Here is a 21,269-nt window from a genome sequence, read left to right on the forward strand (position 1 = left end):
AACTACTCCGCTTCGCTAACTGCGATGAGTTCATCACCGTCGCTGACAAGGTCACCTGCGGCAAAGAATATATCTGTGACTTCGCCATCATGACCTGCGCGTATGGTGTACTCCATTTTCATGGCTTCCATAATGACAAGCGCTTGATCTTTTTCGACGGTATCGCCTTTAGTCACCAGGACTTCCATAATAGTGCCGTTCATCGGCGCAACGTGTCCGCCATGCGCTGTATCATCAGAAAGGGTATCAGCGACACGGTGACGATGGAAAGTGACAGGGCCATTGTCGGTAAAGACAGTAATTTGTTGGTCGTCCGCACTGACGTAGCGTGAATAACGCATGTCACCCGCTGTTAAGGTCAGCTTGTCATCGGTCAGAGATACTTGCCAATGAATACTCTCTTCATCGATGTGTTGAGTAAACTCACCCTTTCCAGTCTCAACCAGCGCAATGGTGTAATGGTCATCATTGAATTGCAACGGGATGCTGTGCGTAGCTGCTGAATTCACTCTAAATGCGTTACCACTTTGCCACGGAGAGCTGCCACGTTGCTGCTGGCGTTGAACAATATCGAACAGCGCAGCTTCCGTCGCAATTTGCTGATGATTCACTGAGCTGTCAGGTGCCAGGGCGTCCTGGTGCTGCTGAATAAACTCAGTGGTCAAATTCGTATTCACAAACTCCGGGTGCGATGCTAAACGGTGCAAGAAATCGACATTGGTTGTCAGCCCTGTTAACCGGTATTCGCGCAATGCTTTTTGCAGACGAAGTAGAGCGCGGCTTCTGTCGGTATCCCAGACAATTAGCTTGGCAATCATGGGATCGTAGAAAGCTGAAATTTCATCGCCTTCTTCAATGCCGGTATCGATACGTACACCGTTTATTTCAGCTGGTGTGCGCAAATGGTTGATGGTGCCGGTGCACGGTAAGAAGTCGTTGTCTGGATCTTCCGCGTAAATACGTGCTTCGAACGCATGTCCGTTAACCTGAATATCGTTTTGAGCAAGCGGTAACGGTTGGCCTGAAGCGACCAATAACTGCCATTCTACTAAGTCCTGCCCGGTGATCATTTCCGTAACAGGGTGCTCGACCTGAAGCCGGGTATTCATTTCCATAAAGTAGAATTCGCCGCTTTGATCGAACAAGAACTCCACGGTGCCGGCGCCAACATAATCAATCGCCTGAGCTGCACGAATGGCAGCTTCACCCATGTCCTTACGAGTCTTTTCAGTCAGCGCAGGTGCCGGAGCCTCTTCAAGTACCTTTTGGTGACGGCGTTGGACTGAACAGTCACGCTCGGCCAAATAAACAGCATTGCCATGTTCGTCGGTAAACACCTGAATTTCCACGTGGCGTGGATTCCGAATAAAGCGCTCCAACAGCACTTTGTCGTTACCGAAAGAGGACTTGGCTTCGCGCTTGGCTGAACTTAAGGCTTCGTCAAACTCACCCATGTTTTCGACGACGCGCATGCCTTTACCGCCACCACCGTATGCGGCTTTCAAAAGCAGTGGGAAGCCTACTTTTTCGGCTTCAGCCTTGAGTGTATCGGTGTCCTGCTCGCTACCATGATACCCAGGAACTAAGGGCACTCCGGCGTCTTGCATTATGGCTTTGGCGGCACTTTTCGAGCCCATTGCGGCGATAGAAGCAACCGGAGGCCCAACAAAGATGATGTCATTTGCCTGGCATGCGTCAGCAAAGTCTTCGTTTTCTGATAAAAAACCATAGCCGGGGTGTATAGCCTCGGCACCGGTTTGTTTAGCTGCGGCAATAATTTTGTCGCTGCGCAGGTAACTTTCTGTGCTAGCGGCAGGACCAATGTGAACGGCATTGTCAGCTAACTTAACGTGGCGGGCGTTTCGGTCGGCATCGGAATAAACGGCGACTGTTCGAATGCCCATTTTCTTTGCCGTTGAAATAATACGGCAAGCGATTTCGCCACGGTTCGCAATCAGTAATGTGTTGATCATAATGGGACCTGTGTTTAATTCTTATTGAGCCAGGCAGCAGGGCGTTTTTCTAAAAACGCACTTAAGCCTTCCTGACCTTCATCCGATACGCGAATTTCCGCAATGGCTTTAATAGTATGTTCGCGTAAGTCTTTATTAATAGGACGCGAACCAACGTTGCGAATAAGTTCCTTACAGGCCGTTACGGCTTGAGGACTGTTAGCTAACAGCGCATCGAGTAAATTATTTAGTGGTTCTTCAAAGTCGTCGACAACGTCATTCACTAAGCCCAGTTTCTGTGCTTCGTCAGCGAAAAAACGCTCTGCTGTGAGCATGTAACGACGAGACTGTCTTTCACCAATAGTGCGGACAACATAAGGGCTAATAACCGCTGGTATGAGTCCAATTTTTACTTCACTTAAGCAAAAGCTGCTGCGAGGTTGCGCCAGTACAATGTCACAACAAGCGGCTAAACCGACGGCACCGCCGAAAGCGGCACCCTGTACTAACGCAATACTTGGCTTGCTGAGCAAATCTAAACGCTCCATTAACAGCCCAAGCTCTCCGGCGTCTTCAACGTTTTGCTGATAGTTTTTATCCGCCATAGAGCGCATCCAGTTCAGGTCCGCGCCGGCAGAAAAGTTTTTGCCCTCAGAGCGTAATACCAGAACGCGAGCTTGCTCACTATCTTCGACGTCTTTTAACGCCTGAAGTAACTCTGAAATCATCACATCGTCAAATGCATTGTGAATCTCAGGACGGTTCAACGTCAGGGTTGCAATGCCTTTGTCGTCAATGTTGAGGCTGGTGTATTTTGCCATGGTTCATAACCTCCGATTACATGCGGAAGACGCCGAAACGGCTGTCTTCAATCGGTGCATTTAATGAAGCGGCAAGGCTTAGTGCCAGAACTTCGCGCGTTTGTGCCGGGTCGATAATACCGTCGTCCCATAATCGAGCAGACGCATAATACGGATGACCTTGTTTTTCGTACTGCTCAACAATCGGCTTTTTCAGCGCTTGTTCTTTTTCGTCGCTTAAGCTTTCGCCTTTACGCGCTAAATTGTCTTTGGTGACCTGCGCCATAACCCCGGCGGCTTGCTCGCCACCCATAACTGAGATACGGGCATTTGGCCACATGAACATCATGGTTGGATCATAAGCGCGACCACACATGCCGTAGTTACCGGCGCCATAGCTACCACCAATTAAGACGGTAAACTTAGGAACTTTCGCACAGGAAACGGCCATAACCATTTTCGCGCCGTGTTTGGAAATGCCTTCGGCTTCGTACTTTTTACCGACCATAAAGCCGGTAATGTTTTGTAAGAACACCAGTGGAATTTTACGCTGTGCACAAAGCTCAATGAAGTGGGCACCTTTTTGCGCCGACTCGGAGAACAAAATACCGTTATTCGCGACAATACCAACGGGGTAGCCGTCAATGCGGGCAAAACCTGTCACCAGCGTATTACCGTAGTTGGCTTTAAATTCATCAAAGTCAGAATCATCAACAATGCGCGCAATGACTTCGTGAACGTCATAAGGCTTACGCAAATCGGTACCAACAATGCCGTACAGCTCTTTGGCGTCGTAACGCGGTGGCTTTGATGGTTGGCGGTCCAGCTGAGTTGGCTCACTACGGTTAAGGCGTGCTACCGAGCGGCGTGCTAAAGCTAAAGCATGCTCATCGTTGTGAGCAAAATGGTCGGCAACACCGGAAATGCGAGTGTGCACGTCGGCGCCGCCAAGCTCTTCGGCTGAAACTTCTTCACCCGTTGCCGCTTTAACTAGCGGGGGACCGGCTAAGAAAATGGTACCTTGTTCTTTAACAATAACGCTTTCATCGGCCATTGCGGGTACGTACGCACCGCCGGCGGTACACAGGCCCATAACCACTGCAATTTGCGGAATGCCTTTGGCTGACATGTTGGCCTGATTAAAGAAAATACGCCCAAAATGTTCTTTGTCAGGGAATACTTCATCCTGGCGGGGCAGGTTAGCGCCGCCAGAGTCTACCAAGTAAATGCAAGGTAGGTGACAGCGCTCGGCAATTTCCTGAGCACGCAAATGTTTTTTAACGGTCAGGGGGTAGTAGGTGCCGCCTTTCACGGTGGCATCGTTGGCGATGATCATGCACTCGGTGCCTTCGACCTGACCAATACCAGCAACAACGCCGGCAGAAGGTACATAGTCCTCGTAGCAGTCCCATGCCGCAAACTGACCCACTTCTAAAAATGGCGAGCCAGCGTCCAATAATTTATTAATACGGTCACGAGGCAGTAATTTACCGCGAGATAAGTGGCGCTCTTGATACTTAGGGCCACCGCCTTGGTGTATTTGTGCTGCTTTTTCGTGCAAGTCGTCAACCACAACCTGCATCGACTCGTAATTTGCAGTGTACTGCTCATCACGAGTGTTTACTTTACTCGATAAAATTGCCACAGCGCAGCCTCCCGTTATTTGGATTCGCTGAAGATTTCACGACCTATCAGCATGCGGCGAATTTCTGATGTGCCCGCGCCTATTTCGTACAGTTTTGCGTCACGTAACAAACGACCTGTTGGGTACTCATTAATGTAACCGTTACCGCCTAGTAATTGAATGGCGTCTAAGGCTAATTGAGTGGCTAACTCAGCGGCGTATAAAATTGCGCCGGCTGCGTCTTTACGAGTGGTTTCACCACGATCGCAAGACTGGGCTACTGCGTAAACGTAAGCGCGAGCTGCATTAGTACGAGTGTACATATCAGCAACTTTACCCTGGACTAATTGGAACTCGCCAATTTCTTTGCCGAACTGCTTACGGTCGTGAATATAAGGGACGCAAGCGTCTAAGCATGCTTGCATAATGCCTAATGGCCCTGCTGCAAGAACTGCGCGCTCGTAGTCCAGACCGCTCATTAGTACAGCGACACCTTCGTTAAGCTCACCCAAAATGTTCTCTTCAGGAACTTCAGCGTTTTCGAATACCAGCTCACAGGTGTTTGAACCGCGCATACCAAGTTTGTCGAGCTTTTGCGCCTGGCTGAATCCAGGGGTGTCTTTTTCAACGATAAACGCAGTAATACCCCGAGAGTTTTTCTCAGGTTTCGTTTTTGCGTAAATGACGAAAACATCGGCATCCGGACCGTTAGTGATCCACATTTTGTTGCCATTAAGAACGTATTTGTCACCTTTTTTCTCAGCACGCAGCTTCATGCTGACAACATCCGAGCCGGCGTTAGGTTCGCTCATAGCAAGAGCACCAACATGTTCACCGGTACACAGCTTTGGTAAGTATTTTTTCTTCTGCTCTTCGTTACCATTACGGTGAATTTGGTTCACACAAAGGTTTGAATGTGCACCGTAACTCAGACCTACTGACGCTGAAGCACGGCTAATTTCTTCCATAGCGATAACGTGCTCAAGATAGCCCATACCCGAACCACCGTACTCTTCAGCAACGGTTAAGCCAAGTAGACCCATGTCGCCAAGCTTACGCCATAAATCGCTTGGAAATTCATTTTTCTCGTCAATGTCTGCAGCGCGTGGTGCAATTTCATCACGAGCGAAAGCATTAACTTGCTCACGGATCATGTCGGCCGTTTCGCCGAGGCCAAAATTAAAAGTGGTGTATTGACTAATCATAACGACTCCTGAGAGTGAACTTTGGATGTTGACTGCTGAATGGCTTCAAGTTCGTCCTGGCAACGTTGTTCCAGACCACTGAGTTCCGTCAGCAATACATTAATATCTTCCATTTGTTGTTTGAGTGAGACTTTCTTCTCACTGATAAGCTCAAGTACCTTTTGTAACTGTGCAGCGCTGCTGTTGTCTGCGTCATAAAGCTCAAATAAGCGACGCGTTTCAGCCAAAGAAAAGCCTAAACGTTTGCCCCGTAAAATGAGTTTTAAACGGACTCTGTCTTTATTGGTATAGATGCGCTGCTGGCCCTGTCGCTTTGGTGAAAGCAGGCCTTCGTCCTCGTAAAAGCGGATGCTACGAGTGGTAATGTCAAATTGCTTTGCCAGTTCACCAATACTGTAGGTAATTTTATTGTTCATCGGTACTTGCTTTTTGGTTGCTCTGGGATCTAAGCTTAGAGGAAGTTTACGTTAACGTAAAGTGCATTTGGAGGAAAGATGTCAAGCGATTCCATCGTTATTGTGGCGGCCAACCGCACGCCAATGGGCGGTTTTCAGGGCAGTTTGAGTGATGTGTCAGCACCCAACTTGGGCGCGACAGCGATAAAAGCAGCTCTTAGTAACAGCGGTTTAACTGCCGATGATATTTCAGAAGTTATCATGGGTAATGTATTACCCGCTGGCTTAGGTCAGGCTCCGGCTCGCCAGGCGATGCTATACGCAGATTTACCTCGCTCTACAGGCGCGACTACCATTAACAAGGTGTGTGGCTCGGGCTTGAAAGCGGCAATGATGGCGCACGACTTAATTAAGGCTGGTTCGGCCGATGTCGTTGTTGCAGGTGGCATGGAAAGTATGTCAAACGCACCTTATATGCTACCAAAAGGTCGTAGCGGTTATCGTATGGGGCATGGACAGGTACTTGATCATATGATGCTTGATGGGCTGGAAGACGCTTATGAGCATAAGGCAATGGGCGTTTATGCTCAGGGTACTGCTGACGAATATGGCCTTGACCGTGAAGCAATGGATGAATTTGCCATTAATTCATTAACCAAGGCACAAGCTGCTATTAAAGATGGCCTATTTGACGGTGAAATTACGCCGGTGACTTATTCGACTCGCAAAGGCGACGTCACGGTAGACATTGATGAACAACCCGGTAAAGCGCGCCTGGATAAAATTTCCCAGCTTCGCGCAGCTTTCAAAAAAGACGGCACTATCACTGCGGCTAACTCCAGTTCTATTTCCGATGGTGCGGCTGCACTTATTTTAATGCGTGAAAGTGAAGCTAAAGCCAAAGGCCTGCAGCCGCTGGCGCGAGTTATGGGCCACACAACGCACTCGCAAGCTCCGTCTGAGTTTACTGTTGCTCCTATTGGCGCGATGAACGCGTTGCTTGGCAAGTTAGACTGGACAAAAGACGATGTCGACTTATGGGAAATTAACGAAGCCTTTGCCATGGTCACTATGTTGGCTATTCAGGAAATGAAATTAGACCCGGCTAAAGTGAACGTGCATGGCGGCGCTTGTGCTTTAGGGCACCCAATTGGTGCAAGTGGTGCACGCTTATTAGTAACGCTGCTACATGCACTGAAACAAAAAGGCCAGAAGCGCGGTGTTACCTCGCTGTGTATTGGTGGTGGCGAAGCCGTCGCTCTGGCAGTGGAAATGATGTAACTGGCGTACGCCTTTATGAGTTAGCCGGCGGGCTTCAATTTGTGAGCGCGCCCGGCTAACCAAACAGCAAGTACGATAATTAAAGCGCCACTAATAAGTCGGGTATAGTCGAAAGACTGTTCCCAAAATAAGACATTAACTAGAATTCCGGCAGGAATGAGCGCATTGTTCATGGTGGCAAGTTGCCCGGTGTTAACCCACTTGCTGGCGAGGTTCCAGCCAAGGTAGCCGAGGCCGGAGGCAACAATGCCCAACCAGAGCAAAATACCCCACTGAAGCTGAGTGGTTGGCAATAGGTTTAAGTCGGCGAACAGTAATACGCCAAGTCCGGCAATGATACTGGCGCCAAAGAAAAAAGCGGCAAACTGCTGACTTTGGGCGAGGGTTTTACCTGTGGGTAGACGTTTGTAAGCAACTTGACCTAAGGCAAAGCACGCGTTGGCTGCTTGAATTAAAAAGAAGCCAGTGATGAAGTCATCGGACAATGGTTGATAGCGAATAATGGCAGCGCCACCGACAGAGACCGCTGCTGCTATCCACCATAGTAGGGGTAAGTGCTTGCGGTTGAGTATAAGTTCATCAATAAGAGTAATGTAGAGCGGCGTAAAAATAGTGAACAAAAGCACTTCAGCGACGCTCAAATACAAAAATGCGTGATACAAAAATAAATACATGGCGCCAATTTGCACGGCGCCAATAATGGCCAGCTTAGTCAGTTGAGGTAGCTGCCCACTTTTGGGCGATAAATGCCGCCAACGGAACAAGGGTAGAACGGTTAACAGTGCTAAAATCATGCGCACAAAAACAACAATATAACCGTCAACTTGTCCGGCAAGGTAAACGCCAATGAGAGAAAAACTGGCGGCCCAAAGCAAAGTAATCAGAATTAAGAGGGTCACGTTAAAGGCTCACTTAACTAAATTCGTTCATTATGATGTGAACAAAATAACACAACAAGAAGGTGAATTATGTCTAAGAAAGTGCCTCTGTACATAGATGGCGAATTTGTCGCCTCGAAGTCGGAACAGTGGATTCCTGTCACCAATCCAGCGACACAGGAAGTTATCGCCGAAGCGCCCGTTGCCACTCAAAGTGAAATGGAAGCAGCGGTTGAGAGCGCGCGCGAAGCGTTTAAAACCTGGAAAGAAGTACCTGTATCAGAGCGTGCTCGCGTAATGATGCGTTATCAGGCACTGCTTAAAGAGCATCAGGAAGAAATTGCTGAAATCCTGGCTCAGGAAACCGGCAAGACATTTGAAGACGCAAAAGGCGATGTCTGGCGCGGTATTGAAGTGGTTGAACACGCAGCTAATATCCCTTCGTTATTAATGGGCGAAACGGTTGAGAACGTTGCTCGCAAAATTGATTCATACAGCTATACGCAGCCGCTAGGCGTCTGCGCTGGTATTACACCGTTTAACTTCCCGGCAATGATTCCGCTTTGGATGTTCCCGTTGGCAATTGCCTGTGGCAATACCTTTATTCTTAAGCCGTCTGAGCAAGATCCTTTAACACCAACGTGTTTGGTAGAGCTGTTTGAAGAAGCGGGTGCTCCAAAGGGCGTTCTGCAGGTCTTACATGGTAATAAAGAGCAAGTCGACTTCTTGCTTGATCACCCCGATGTCCGTGCATTGTCATTTGTTGGTTCGGTACCTGTTGCTGAATACATCTACCGTCGTGGTACAGAAAATGGTAAGCGCGTACAAGCCTTTGCCGGTGCGAAAAACCACTGCGTTATTATGCCGGATGCAAACAAACAGCAAGTTATCAATAACTTGGTTGGTTCGTCGGTTGGCGCCGCCGGTCAGCGTTGTATGGCAATTTCTGTCGCCGTGTTTGTTGGCGCTGCGAAAGAGTGGATTCCAGAAGTGGCTGAAGCTATCGCAAAAGTTCGCCCGGGTGCCTGGAATGACGAGAATGCAGCCTATGGTCCGGTTATTAGCCCACAGGCGAAAGAGCGTGTTGAAGCCTTAATTACTCAAGGTGAAAAAGAAGGCGCGAAGCTTTTAGTCGACGGACGCAACTGTGAAGTTGACGGCTTACCAAAGGGTAACTGGGTAGGGCCGACTGTGTTTTCTAGTGTCACACCGGATATGGAAGTGTATAAAACTGAGATTTTTGGTCCGGTTTTATGTACGACAGAAGTCGATAGCCTGGATGACGCGTTAGAGCTGGTTAATAACAACCCATACGGTAACGGTACGTCTATCTTTACTGCCAGCGGTGCGGCTGCTCGTAAATATCAACACGAAGTTGAAGTCGGTCAGGTGGGTATTAACATTCCAATTCCGGTACCTCTGCCATTCTTCTCGTTTACTGGTTGGAAGCGTTCATTCTTCGGTGATCTCCACGCTTATGGTAAGCAAGCGGTGCGTTTTTATAGCGAAACGAAAACTGTGACGGCGCGCTGGTTCGAGAGCGACATTGATGAAGTCGCCGGTCCAAATATGTCGATTAACCTTAGGTAGTAGGGGACAACGATGAACTTTGAACTGACAGAAGATCAACAAGCCTTTGTCGATACGGCAAAGGCGTTTGCTGAAAAAGAGCTGGCGCCGAATGCGGCAAAATGGGATGAAGAGCATCATTTCCCAATAGAAGTGTTCCGTAAAGCCGGTGAAATGGGCTTTATGGGCATGTACACGCCGGAAGAAGCTGGCGGCTTCGGTATGAGCCGTTTAGATTCAGCATTAATTTTTGAACAACTGGCTGGCGGTTGTACCGCAACAACTGCAATGATGACCATTCACAACATGGTCACCTGGATGATTGGCTCGTTCGGCCAACAGTCTGTAATTGACCAGTGGGTACCAGAGTTGGTTACCGGTGAGAAGTTGGGCTCTTACTGCCTGACAGAACCTGGTTCAGGTTCAGATGCGGCCAGCTTACGCACCAGCGCGAAAAAAGATGGCGACGAGTACGTTCTGAACGGCTCTAAAATGTTCATTTCGGGTGCCGGTGAAACCGACGTGTTGGTCGTTATGGCACGCACTGGCGAAGATGGTCCTAAAGGCATTTCTGCCTTTGCAGTGCCGGCCGACGCAGAAGGTATTGTCTATGGTAAAGCTGAAGACAAAATGGGCTGGAATGCCCAGCCGACTCGCTTAGTGACCTTTGAAGACGTTCGCATTCCGGCAGAGAATTTGCTGGGTAAAGAAGGCGAAGGCTTTAAGTTTGCCATGATGGGCTTAGACGGTGGACGTATTAACATTGCAGTTTGCTCTGTCGGTACCGCACAAGCGGCGCTGAATACGGCTAAAGCTTATATGCAGGAACGTACGCAGTTTGGTAAGCCTCTGGCAGCCTTTCAGGCGCTACAGTTTAAGTTAGCTGATATGGCCACTGAGCTGGTAGCAGCACGTCAAATGGTGCGTTTGGCAGCCAGTAAAGTTGATAACAACGACGCTGACAAAACCACCTATTGCGCTATGGCGAAGCAGTTTGCGACAGACGTTGGCTTTAAAGTATGTAACGATGCGCTACAACTGCATGGTGGCTATGGTTACATTAAAGAGTATCCGTTAGAGCGCCATGTGCGTGACGTTCGTGTACACCAAATTTTAGAAGGCACGAATGAAGTCATGCGTATGATTATCGGCCGCCGTATGCTGGCGGATAACGATCGCGAAATCTTGTAAGGAGATTCCATGCAAGACGTTGTACTTTTTGAAGAACTTAGCGCCGGTGACAAAGTCATCGGCGTTGCTACATTAAATTCCGAGAAATCGTTGAATGCCTTAAGTTTGGCAATGGCTGAAAAGCTGCTGCCACAGCTCAAGAAATGGGCAGATGACGACAAAGTGGCTTGTGTCTGGTTGCAGGGCTCTGGTGAAAAAGCCTTCTGTGCCGGTGGTGACATTGTCGCTATGTACAAAGCTATGCAGGCCGAGCCAGGCAAGTTAGTGGAAGAGGTTGAAAACTTCTTTACTCAGGAATACAAGCTGGACTATCTCATTCAGACCTACCCGAAGCCTTTCATTTGCTGGGGTGACGGCATAGTGATGGGCGGCGGTATGGGTTTAATGAATGGAGCCAGCCACCGTATTGTGACCGAGCGATCTTTACTGGCCATGCCGGAAGTTACTATAGGTTTGTACCCAGACGTTGGCGCGACTTACTTCCTGAACCGTATGCCGGAAGGTTGTGGGTTATTCCTCGGAATTACCGGCGCAACCATCAATGCCAATGATGCGCTTTATTTGAACTTGGCCGATCACTTCGTTGGTCATGAGAGTAAAGACGTTATACTGACTAGTCTCAAAGAGACTGAGTGGGGCAATACAGCCGCGCTTAATAAACAAAAAGTGACTGACTTACTGAGCGCAGTAGCGAGTGACGACACAACGGCACTGCCAGCGCCTCAGGTAGAACCGCATCAGTCTCTTATTTCTGAGCTCACAGCAGGTAATGACATTGGTGACATTGCTGAGCGCATTGTTAACGATGAAACTGATGACAAATGGTTAAGCCGGGCACGGAAAAACCTGGCGAACGGTTGCCCGTTCACCTCTCATTTGGTTTGGAACCAGTTACAGCAAGGCTCTGACCTGTCGTTAGCTGATTGCTTCCGGTTAGAGTTGACGCTGTCGTGTAACTGCGCGGTTCGCGGTGACTTTGCTGAAGGCATTCGAGCTTTGCTGATTGATAAAGATAAAAATCCACAATGGCAGCACAGTTCAGTGGCGGACGTACCCGCAGAAGAGGTTGATGCATTCTTTTTACCTCCGTGGGGTGACAGAACGCATCCGCTGGCCGATCTCGATAAATAAAACGAATGAACAAGAAGGAGTGCCGACATGGCAACCGTAGGATTTATTGGACTGGGTAACATGGGTGGCCCAATGGCCAGCAACCTGGCTAAAGCAGGGCACAAAGTTAAAGTGTTCGACTTGTCAGAAGAGGCGCTAAAAGCCGTTGTCGCAGATGGTGCACAAGCCGCGAAAACCGCCGAAGAAGCTATTGATGGCGCTGAGTTTGTGGTTTCAATGTTACCGGCAGACCGCCACGTTAAAGGTGTTTATTTAGGTGACAACGGACTTATTAACAAACTGTCTAAAGACCAATTAGTTATCGATTGCAGCACAATTTCTTCAGATACAGCGATGTTTGTGGGTGAAGAACTTGAGAAAGCGGGTATCGCTTTCATTGATGCACCTGTGTCTGGTGGCGTGGGTGGTGCGAAAGCCGGTACATTAACCTTTATTTGCGGTGGTACTGAAAGCAATGTAGACCGTGCACGCACTGTATTGAACGACATGGGCAAAAATGTGTTCCGTGCAGGCGATGTCGGAGCCGGGCAAATTGCTAAAATTTGTAACAACATGCTGCTTTCTGTATTGATGGTTGGCACGTCAGAAGCTCTGCAATTGGGCAAGGCAAATGGTCTTGACCCGAAAATTTTATCCGAAATAATGCTGGCAAGTTCAGGTCGTAACTGGACGCTGGAAGTGTATAACCCATGCCCGGGGGTTATGGAAAACGTACCTTCCAGTAACGATTATCAAGGTGGCTTTTTGGTTGACCTAATGGCGAAGGATTTAGGCTTAGCCCAGCAAACGGCCCTGGAAAGTGGTGCCGCGACGCCAATGGGCTCGCTGACGCGTAATCTATACCACAGTTGGTCTGAACAAGGCCATGGTCGTCAGGACTTTTCCAGTATCTTTAACTATGTGGCGCCTAAGTCACAGAAGTAACTTAAGAATTGAGGAAACACATGCAAATTAAAGACAGTGTGATTGTAATTACCGGTGGCGCTCAGGGACTGGGTCTTGCAATGGCTGAAGACTTTGCCAAGCAGGGCGCTCAGTTAGCGCTTATCGACATTAACGGTGACGTATTAGGTGACGCTCAAGAACAGTGCGAAAAATTAGGCGCAGCCAAGGTTATTGGCTATGAAGTCGACATTACTGACGAAGAGTCAGTAGAAACCGTGTTTGAGCAAATTCAGCAAGAGTTTAACGGCATTGATGTATTAGTGAATAATGCCGGCTTACTGCGCGACGGTCTACTGATTAAGTACAAAGACGGAGAACTGAAGCAGAAAATGCCTCTGCAACAGTTTCAGTCAGTGCTGGATGTGAATCTGACCGGAACCTTCTTGTGCGGTCGTGAGGCGGCAGCACAAATGGTGAAAGCCGGTAAAAAGGGCGTCATTATTAATATTTCTAGTGTAGCTCGAGCTGGCAACATGGGTCAGACTAACTATTCCGCAACGAAAGCCGGTGTAGTTGCAATGACAGTAACCTGGGCGCGGGAGCTTGGTCGTTATGGCATTCGCTGTGGCGCTATTGCCCCTGGCTTTATTGAAACGCCAATGACAGCTCAAATGAAACCCGAAGCGGTCGAGCGTGCGTTGTCTATGGTGCCGTTGAAGCGCTGGGGACAGCCCAATGAAATTGCCCACAGCGCACGTTACATTATTGAAAATGACTTTTTCAGCGGTCGAGTCGTCGAAATTGACGGTGGCGTACGACTGTAAATCGCATTAGATAAAGTAATGTAAATAGCCGAATGAAGGGCGTCTCTGTTATAGTAGTGAGTAACTAAAAAACAGAGACGCTTTTTTGTATCGGCATGCGCAAATTACCTCCCTTAAATGCACTAAAATCTTTTGAAGTGGCCGCACGCCACCTTAGCTTTACTAAAGCAGCCGAAGAGCTGTTTGTTACCCAAGCGGCAGTTAGTCATCAGGTTAAAGCGTTAGAAGACTTCCTCGAACTTAAGCTGTTTATTCGTCGAAACCGTTCGTTATTATTGACTGAAGAAGGTCAGGAGTACTATTTAGAGCTTCGGGACATTTTTGAACAGTTGGCGCAAGCGACCGACAAATTGCGATTGGTATCAGAGCGCGGAGCTCTTACTGTATCGGTGCCTCCCAGTTTCGCAATTTTATGGTTTGTGCCGCGGCTAAGCAGCTTTCGCGAAGCACACCCAGACATGGATATTCGTATAAAAGCAGTTGATGAAATTAGCGGTTCACTGACTGATGATGTCGACGTAGCCATTTATTACGGTGACGGTCGCTGGCCCGGAGTCAAATCCTATCAGCTTCATGAAGAATACTTATGGCCAGTGTGTTCGCCTTTATTGTTGAATAAAGCCGACATAACGGAGCCGGCAGATTTATTTAAACAAACACTGTTACATGATGAAACGCGTAATGCCTGGAAAGACTGGTTTCAGTTAGTTGGTTTGCCACAATATAAAGGCGATAACGGCCCGGTGTTCAGTCACTCGAGCCTGGCGCTGCAAGCAGCGGTACATGGGCAAGGGGTGGCCTTAGCCAATAACGTGTTAGTAAAGCCTGAAATTGACAGTGGTCATTTGGTGAGAATATTTCCCCAAGCGTTGCAGCGGAATAAAGCCTTTTATTTGGTTTGTCGTGACAACCAGGCCGAAATCGGTAAAATCGCGACCTTTCGGCAATGGCTGCTGGACATAGTGCAGCAGGAAGAAAGGGAATTTAAGGAATGATGCGTTATCAGCGGCAAAATCCAGAAGGTGCTATGAGGATTATCTTTCTGCATGGCTCTGGCGGAGGTCCCGATACTGGGTTTATGAATTATTTCGCTGAGCAATGTGTGGCTTTTGGCGCTGAAGTGGTTCGCCCGGACTTTCCGTACTGGGAAAAAGTAAGAGAAACCGGTAAGCCCAGGCCACCTAACAGAATGCCAACCCTTGTTGAGGCAGTCGAGTCTCTACTGCAAGACCTGCAGCAGGACAACAAACCGTTAGTTTTAATGGGGAAGTCGCTGGGCAGCCGGGTGATGTTGCGCGTGGCTGACAAGTTCAATGCTCAAGCGTCTATTGCATTAGGTTTTCCGTTCCACCCCCCGCAAAAACCAGAAAATTCACGGTTGGATGAGTTAACACTGAGCCAAGCTCCGGGGCTTATTTTACAGGGAACTCGAGACCCCTTTAGTAAACCGTTAATGAAGAAGAAAGAGCAGGGTGAATGTGTAATTTTACCTGACAACTGGTCATTGCGTTGGCTGGAAGGGGCTGATCACGGCTTTGAAGCAACTAAAGCAAAATCGGCAGACACGCCCGTTATTTGGCAGCAAGCGGCTACGGCAATTAAGGAGTTTATTCAGTGATTCAGTTATTTTTAATCGTTGCGGCATTTTTAGGTGCAACGGGTGTTATGTTAGGCGCCTTTGCTGCGCATGGTCTTAAGTCGAAATTAGGTGAGAGTTTGCTGAGTGCTTTTGAGACCGGTGTAACCTATCAGTTTTACCATACACTAGCGCTACTAGCGTTAGCCTTATGGCTTAAACAGACAACGTCTGGATGGTTTGTGGCAAGCGGTTATTTATGGATAGCCGGCGTTATTTTGTTTTCTGGTAGTCTATACGCATTAGCGCTTACCGGTATTAAGTGGTTCGGGCCTATAACACCCTTAGGTGGTTTGCTATTTATTGCAGGCTGGATAAGCTTGTTTATTGGCGCAATAAAGTTAGGAGCAGTAAGTTAATGAGCGGAATTATTTTATTGTGTCGCGCTGGTTTTGAAGGCGACTGCGCCGCTGAAATTCAGGATAAAGCGACTGATCTTGGTATTTACGGATACTGCCAGACACAGCCGAACCAGGCTTATGTTACTTATAATTGTCAGGCTGAAGAAGCGGAGCATATTGCCAGAAAGCTTCCGTTGAAAGACTTGGTGTTCGCACGCGAAATGTTCGCTTTGCTTAGCCCAATTAAACTGGCTGGCGTTGAAGACCGAGCCAGTGAGGTGATAAAAGCGTTAAAGCCGCATCAGGAAACCTTCGGCTTGGCTGGCGAGCTCCGGGTGGAAACACCTGATACAAACGAAGCTAATCAGTTATCAAAGTTTTGTCGGAAGTTCAGTGTTCCGCTTCGTCAGGCTTTGCGAAAAGAAGAACTGTTAAGTAATAAACCGTTGGCAAAGCGTCCTTTACTGCATGTACTCTTTGTTAATTCAGCACATGCTCTGACCGGGTATTCATACAGTTATAACCAGACACCTTATGACGGCGGTATTTTACGTCTAAGAATGCCAAAAGACGGGCCTAGCCGTTCGACGTTGAAGCTCGATGAGGCTTTTCAAGTGTTTGTTCCTGAAAGTGAGCAGGAAAAACGCATACATCCCGGTATGAAGGCCGTCGACTTAGGTGCTGCGCCAGGTGGCTGGACGTATCAGTTAGTGCGTCGGGGTATGATGGTACAGGCTGTTGATAACGGCCCTATGGCTGAGGCGTTAATGGAAACCGGGCAGGTTCAGCATGTAAAAGAAGATGGCTTTAAGTTTCGCCCAAAACGCAAAAACATTCACTGGTTAGTTTGTGACATGGTTGAAAAGCCAGCCCGAGTCGGTGAGTTAATGACAAGCTGGTTGCTTGAAGGCGACTGTCAGGAAGCTATTTTTAACCTGAAGTTACCCATGCGTCAGCGCTATGCTGCGGTGAAAGAGTATCTGGAGCAAATAAAAGACCAGCTACAGACACAGGGCACGAAGCCATTCGAAATTCAGGCCAAGCACCTGTATCACGATCGTGAAGAAATAACAGTTCACTTGCGCTGGCTACCGAAGCAGTAAAGGGACGAGCAGGCTTTCACCGGGAAAGCCTGCTGTAAACTGATTACAGGCGGTCGATAACCGCTTGAGTAAAGTCTGTTGTGCCGTGCGAACCACCGAGATCGCGGGTGGTGCGATCGCCGGACTCAATAACGTCCGCCAGAGCTTTGGTGATCTTTTCCGCTTTGTCGGCCATGCCTAAGTATTCCAGCATTTGAATAGAAGCCAGAATAACAGAGCTTGGATTGGCCAGGTTTTTACCCGCAATGTCTGGTGCAGAGCCGTGAACCGCTTCAAAAATGGCGCAGTCTTTACCAATGTTAGCGCCTGGCGCCATGCCCAAACCACCGACGAGGCCGGCACATAAGTCTGACAAAATATCACCAAAGAGGTTGGTGGTGACAATAACGTCGAACTCTTCCGGGTTCATAACTAAGCGCATACACGCCGCATCGACAATCATCTCAGCAGATTCGATATCTGGGTATTCTTCGGCAATTTCGCGAGCTACTTTCAGGAATAAACCAGAAGTGGATTTCAAAATATTGGCTTTATGTACTGCCGTTACTTTTTTACGGCCTTCGCGACGGGCTGTTTCGTAAGCAAAACGCACGATACGCTCAGCACCTTCACGCGTGATTTTGCTCATAGCCTCGGCTTCGTTACCGTCTTCTGAGACTTTTTGACCAAGGCCTGAGTACATGCCTTCGGTGTTCTCGCGGATAGTAATGATATCAATATTTTCGTAGCGTGCCTGAGTACCTTTGAACGACAATACGGGACGCATATTTGCGTACAGCCCGAAGTGCTTGCGAAGACTGACATTAATCGAGGTAAAACCTTCGCCAACGGGGGTCGTTAATGGACCTTTTAAAGTAACACCGTTACGAGCGATAGCATCAAGTGTATTCTGTGGCAGAAGCTCGCCAGTTTTTTCTAAAGCGGTTAAACCGGCTTCTACATATTCGTATTCAAAATCGCAACCTGCTTTGTCGAGAATGGCTGTTGCCGACTTAACAATATCGGGACCAATACCGTCGCCTGGAATAACTGTGATTGTCTTGCTCATTTAAAGAGTTCCTTCAAACCGTGTTACAACTAAATACAGGCAGTAATTCTACCACCCCTACAGTTTATGTGACTAGAAAAGCATTATTCACCAAGTGAATAGGTGCTATAAGGGAGAGTGACAATGACTCTCAAACGCTGCTATCTGCTTCACTTTTTGAGCACTCGTTGGTGTTGCTCCTAATGCTTCATAGCAAGAGTCTAGCAGCTTCTGAGCCGAGTCGCTTAATTCTGCTTGTGGGTGATACACCTTAACCGCCAGAAAATGGGCAACGTAGAATAGGGCGGTTAACTTTTTGTCAGTTGTTTGTTCTGGATCAAGCAGTAAGTGTGTCTTCTCGGGCAGTTGCCAGCGAGCAACCAGTTGACGACTGCGTCTAAAGTCAGCCGGATCTAACGCTGAGCCGACCCAGCTACTGCAATAAAAGTGCTCGATAACCGATACTTTTGGCCATTTAGATGATTTTAATAACTCAGGATGGCGGAACAGGTTGGCACCTGACAGCAATGCTAACAGCGGAGCCGGGGTTGGGAGCCTAATACCGCTACTTTCGCTGAGCTTTTCCAGTAGTCTACACAGTAAATTGATACGCTGCGTAAGTGCCTTATGCAGCGGTATACTATTTAGCGAAAACTGGTGCTGCAAAAAAGCCGTCGCAAGAATAATGGAAGCGCGTTTGGCGCCCAACCATAGATACGCCTGCTTAATATCCATTTTAGCGGCTTCATCATTATTGATGCGTTCATTCTCTATGACGGACTGATGCATCGACTCGCTTAAATAGGGCACTTTTCTAATTTGCTGTATCACCGCATTGAGTGAACCGGACGCGTTCGCGTATCGATTAATGGCTGTAAGCAATGCTTTCGGTGTTTGCAAAGTAGAGGGTCTGGCCTCAAGTAAAAAGTCCCGGTGTTTCACCAGTGACTCGAGAATGTCTGAGTCTGTTGGTTCGTTAGTCGGCTGCCACTGCTTTAGCTGCTCCGCACTCACATAAAATGGCGTATGCAGCTTATGAGGAAATGCCAATAAAAACTGACCTTTTTGATAATCCATCAGTAGTGCGGAACGCGACTTTTTAGTGTGCTTAAAGCGTTGGCCTGTAAAATAACGACAAAAGCCGGCGCTTTGCTTCATTAATGGCCAGAACTTGTATCGGAAAATACTGTTTAGTTGAGGTGCGAACTCAACTTCCGGAGCCACACGCTGTTGCTGAACCCGCGATATGAGCGCCACCCAATGCCGATAAAACGCAATATCATGTGAGTCGAAACGCAAGGGTTTCAATGCTTCTAACCAAAGCGCCTGGCGCAGTTGCTTAGAGCGCCAGTAATCCACACTGTCATTAATACAGGCACTCAGACAAGCGGCTGCTAATACTCGCCGGTAATGGGTGTGCAAAGCCAGAGCTTTTCCTAACTTTAATGCGTTAACAGCCTGAGCCAGGAACTCAACGAGCTTATCGTTATTTTCGAAACGGGCCTGAGCGTAGCAGGGAAGTAATTCAGGCCAGCGATACTCTTGAAACTCTTCATCAAGCGACTTTACAAATTGATACAGCTGGCGAATGTCATGCTTGTCCATTAGCCCGTAAGCTTTAGCACAACAATTAGCGAGCTTGTTCATTGTCGCCTCTGAGCGTTCTGGTAGTCTTGGTAAGAGTCATTACCCCAGGCAATAAGTTCATTATTTTTGAACACCAAAGGGGTGCATTCGTCTTTGGTCGTAATACCGTCAGAGGTAACATGATGAGTACGGTAAAACAGAACTTGCATGTCACCTTGTTCAGACGATTTAGCTTCATTGATGTCGGGAGAGCCTAATATCCGAATAACACTGTCTTTCGACATGCCTAAGTCGAGTTGACCAATTTGACGTGCATTATAGGTTTCACGCTCCTGCCATTTAAGATCGGCCGGATCAGCCTGATACAACATCAGGACTAATCCGACAATTGCCAGATAGCTAACAGCGCCTATGGCTAAAATGACAAAAACTTTGTTTTTCATAACCCGCTTAATCAGTAACGACTTTATAGCAAGGATAGTACACCGAACCCGGTAACTTCATACGACCTTGTTCGACGAACGCTTGCAATAATACGTCCAGTCGCTTCATTAACTGGGTTTCACCATGAATGGTGAATACACCTTTTTCGCGAATGCGGCGAATACCGTCGTCTTTCACATTACCGGCAACAATAGCTGAGAAGGCGCGACGCAAGTCAGCGGCTAACTCTTCTTTTGGTTGGTCAGGGTGCAAGTTCAACGCGGCCACATTGTCGTGTGTTGGCACAAATGGGCGCTGGAAATTGTCGTCGATAAACAATGTCCAGTTGAAGTAATAGGCATCGCCCGAGTCGCGGCGATACTGCTTCACCGAAGCCATACCGGCACTCATATGCTGAGCGACACTGGCAGGGTCAGCAATAATAATACGGTACAGTTGACGAGCTTCTTCACCCAATGTCTCGATAATGAATTCATCTAAGGCTTCGAAATAGTCACGTGAACTTTCAGGCCCGGTTAAAATGACCGGTAAGCTTTGCTGCTGATTTTTCGGATGCATTAAAATGCCCAGTAAATAAAGCAGTTCTTCGGCAGTGCCTGCGCCACCGGGGAATATAACAATGCCGTGTGCGCAACGAATAAAGGCTTCCAGACGCTTTTCAATGTCCGGTAAAATGACCAGTTCGTTGACAATAGGGTTAGGTGGCTCAGCGGCAATGATGCCTGGCTCTGTTAATCCCAAATACCGGCCGCCGCTGATGCGCTGCTTAGCGTGACCAATAGTCGCGCCTTTCATAGGGCCTTTCATAGCGCCGGGACCGCAACCTGTACAGATATTCAAACCACGAAGGCCCAGCTGGTAACCTACTTCCTTGGTATACTTGTACTCTTCTTCACTAATTGAGTGACCACCCCAGCATACCACCATGTCAGGCTCTTGCATGGCCTGAACGGTACGAGCGTTGCGCAGAATATCGAAAACAACATGGGTTAGGGTGGCGCTATCTGCGTCTTTAAGCTCCTCTTCTGAATAACGCTCGCCGGTAAATAGAATGTCTCGAAGTACTGATTCCAGTAGCTCACGAATACCCACAATAAGTTCACCGTCAACAAACGCTTCTTCTGGCGGCTCAATGAGTTCGATTTTTATGCCGCGCTCTTTGCGTATGATATTAACGGAGAAGTCTTGGTACTTGTCGTAAATCTCTGCGCTGCTGTCGGTGTTACTACCGGCATTCAATACGGCAAGGCAGCAGTTTCTGAAAAGCTTATAGAGTTGGCTGTTTGAAGATTTTTTTAGTCGTTCTATTTCTAGTTGTGACAACAGAGACATCGTGCCTCTGGGAGAAATACTTGCTCTCATTATTATTTAATACTCCTTTACAAAGGGTGACCCT

The 21,269-nt window shown here is 48.1% G+C and carries 20 protein-coding genes; 10 read left to right on the forward strand and 10 right to left on the reverse strand.

The genetic code is table 11. The annotated features are described in order from the left end of the window. Nucleotides 1-2: 2 nt before the first annotated feature. Genes CWI73_RS00685 through CWI73_RS00705 form a run of 5 tightly spaced genes read right to left on the reverse strand, consistent with a single transcriptional unit; the run spans nt 3 to nt 5,997 of the window. Nucleotides 3-1,973, reverse strand: coding sequence for an acetyl/propionyl/methylcrotonyl-CoA carboxylase subunit alpha (locus CWI73_RS00685; RefSeq protein WP_126751087.1), 1,971 nt, complete (start codon nt 1,971-1,973; stop codon nt 3-5). 14 nt (nt 1,974-1,987) lie between these two features. Further along, nucleotides 1,988-2,773, reverse strand: a complete 786-nt coding sequence (locus tag CWI73_RS00690) for an enoyl-CoA hydratase-related protein (protein WP_126751089.1) — start codon at nt 2,771-2,773, stop codon at nt 1,988-1,990. Between the two features lie 16 nt (nt 2,774-2,789). Beyond that, nucleotides 2,790-4,397 (reverse strand): carboxyl transferase domain-containing protein, encoded by a 1,608-nt coding sequence (locus tag CWI73_RS00695; RefSeq protein WP_126751090.1) that lies wholly within the window; start codon nt 4,395-4,397, stop codon nt 2,790-2,792. A gap of 14 nt (nt 4,398-4,411) precedes the next feature. Beyond that, entirely contained in the window at nt 4,412-5,581 is a 1,170-nt protein-coding gene (locus tag CWI73_RS00700) for an isovaleryl-CoA dehydrogenase (protein WP_126751091.1), read from the reverse strand. Continuing rightward, complete coding sequence (locus CWI73_RS00705; protein WP_053952722.1) at nt 5,578-5,997, reverse strand: MerR family transcriptional regulator; 420 nt, start codon at nt 5,995-5,997, stop codon at nt 5,578-5,580. Before CWI73_RS00705 ends, CWI73_RS00700 begins: the two co-directional genes overlap by 4 nt. Nucleotides 5,998-6,075: 78 nt before the next feature. Here CWI73_RS00705 and CWI73_RS00710 point away from each other — a divergent pair, with 78 nt between their 5' ends. Then, entirely contained in the window at nt 6,076-7,257 is a 1,182-nt protein-coding gene (locus CWI73_RS00710; RefSeq protein ID WP_126751093.1) for an acetyl-CoA C-acyltransferase, read from the forward strand. Between the two features lie 20 nt (nt 7,258-7,277). Here CWI73_RS00710 and CWI73_RS00715 read toward each other — a convergent pair whose 3' ends face one another. Next, the gene (locus CWI73_RS00715) at nt 7,278-8,156 is read right to left on the reverse strand and encodes an EamA family transporter (RefSeq protein ID WP_126751095.1); all 879 of its coding nucleotides are present in this window, start codon (nt 8,154-8,156) and stop codon (nt 7,278-7,280) included. A 69-nt stretch (nt 8,157-8,225) separates the two neighbouring features. On the opposite strand from CWI73_RS00715, the gene CWI73_RS00720 reads away from it, so the two are divergent. The 9 genes from CWI73_RS00720 (at nt 8,226) to rlmM (ending at nt 16,815) form a co-directional block, all read left to right on the forward strand. After that, nucleotides 8,226-9,725, forward strand: coding sequence for a CoA-acylating methylmalonate-semialdehyde dehydrogenase (locus tag CWI73_RS00720; protein ID WP_126751096.1), 1,500 nt, complete (start codon nt 8,226-8,228; stop codon nt 9,723-9,725). Nucleotides 9,726-9,737: 12 nt separating this feature from the next. Then, nucleotides 9,738-10,895, forward strand: coding sequence for an acyl-CoA dehydrogenase family protein (locus CWI73_RS00725; protein ID WP_053952718.1), 1,158 nt, complete (start codon nt 9,738-9,740; stop codon nt 10,893-10,895). Nucleotides 10,896-10,904: 9 nt separating this feature from the next. Next, the gene (locus tag CWI73_RS00730; protein WP_126751098.1) at nt 10,905-12,026 is read left to right on the forward strand and encodes an enoyl-CoA hydratase/isomerase family protein; all 1,122 of its coding nucleotides are present in this window, start codon (nt 10,905-10,907) and stop codon (nt 12,024-12,026) included. Between the two features lie 27 nt (nt 12,027-12,053). Continuing rightward, nucleotides 12,054-12,950 (forward strand): 3-hydroxyisobutyrate dehydrogenase, encoded by an 897-nt coding sequence (gene mmsB, locus CWI73_RS00735; RefSeq protein ID WP_126751100.1) that lies wholly within the window; start codon nt 12,054-12,056, stop codon nt 12,948-12,950. 20 nt (nt 12,951-12,970) lie between these two features. After that, nucleotides 12,971-13,735 carry an SDR family oxidoreductase gene (locus tag CWI73_RS00740; protein WP_053952715.1) on the forward strand — a complete coding sequence of 255 codons (765 nt, stop codon included), beginning with the start codon at nt 12,971-12,973 and terminating at the stop codon, nt 13,733-13,735. A 95-nt stretch (nt 13,736-13,830) separates the two neighbouring features. After that, entirely contained in the window at nt 13,831-14,730 is a 900-nt protein-coding gene (locus tag CWI73_RS00745; protein WP_058579342.1) for a transcriptional regulator GcvA, read from the forward strand. Next, nucleotides 14,727-15,353 carry an alpha/beta family hydrolase gene (locus tag CWI73_RS00750; RefSeq protein WP_241968799.1) on the forward strand — a complete coding sequence of 209 codons (627 nt, stop codon included), beginning with the start codon at nt 14,727-14,729 and terminating at the stop codon, nt 15,351-15,353. The genes CWI73_RS00745 and CWI73_RS00750 overlap by 4 nt, the downstream gene beginning before the upstream one ends. Then, nucleotides 15,350-15,730: a DUF423 domain-containing protein gene (locus tag CWI73_RS00755; RefSeq protein ID WP_126751101.1), complete on the forward strand. Its 381-nt coding sequence runs from the start codon at nt 15,350-15,352 to the stop codon at nt 15,728-15,730. Before CWI73_RS00750 ends, CWI73_RS00755 begins: the two co-directional genes overlap by 4 nt. After that, nucleotides 15,730-16,815, forward strand: coding sequence for a 23S rRNA (cytidine(2498)-2'-O)-methyltransferase RlmM (rlmM, locus tag CWI73_RS00760; protein WP_126751103.1), 1,086 nt, complete (start codon nt 15,730-15,732; stop codon nt 16,813-16,815). Before CWI73_RS00755 ends, rlmM begins: the two co-directional genes overlap by 1 nt. Before the next feature lie 43 nt (nt 16,816-16,858). On the opposite strand, the gene CWI73_RS00765 is transcribed toward rlmM, so the two are convergent. The 4 genes from CWI73_RS00765 to ppnN all read right to left on the reverse strand — a co-directional run bounded on the left by CWI73_RS00765 (nt 16,859) and on the right by ppnN (nt 21,235). Then, nucleotides 16,859-17,863 (reverse strand): isocitrate dehydrogenase, encoded by a 1,005-nt coding sequence (locus CWI73_RS00765; RefSeq protein WP_058579339.1) that lies wholly within the window; start codon nt 17,861-17,863, stop codon nt 16,859-16,861. Nucleotides 17,864-17,968: 105 nt separating this feature from the next. Then, a complete protein-coding gene (locus CWI73_RS00770) occupies nt 17,969-19,489 on the reverse strand; it encodes a hypothetical protein (RefSeq protein WP_126751105.1) in 1,521 nt (506 codons plus the stop codon). Then, nucleotides 19,486-19,872, reverse strand: a complete 387-nt coding sequence (locus CWI73_RS00775; RefSeq protein WP_126751107.1) for a DUF3192 domain-containing protein — start codon at nt 19,870-19,872, stop codon at nt 19,486-19,488. The genes CWI73_RS00770 and CWI73_RS00775 overlap by 4 nt, the downstream gene beginning before the upstream one ends. Before the next feature lie 7 nt (nt 19,873-19,879). Next, complete coding sequence (ppnN, locus tag CWI73_RS00780) at nt 19,880-21,235, reverse strand: nucleotide 5'-monophosphate nucleosidase PpnN (RefSeq protein ID WP_126751109.1); 1,356 nt, start codon at nt 21,233-21,235, stop codon at nt 19,880-19,882. Nucleotides 21,236-21,269: the final 34 nt, after the last annotated feature.

Source organism: Idiomarina piscisalsi, assembly GCF_003987095.1.
Classification (GTDB): Bacteria; Pseudomonadota; Gammaproteobacteria; order Enterobacterales; family Alteromonadaceae; genus Idiomarina; species Idiomarina piscisalsi.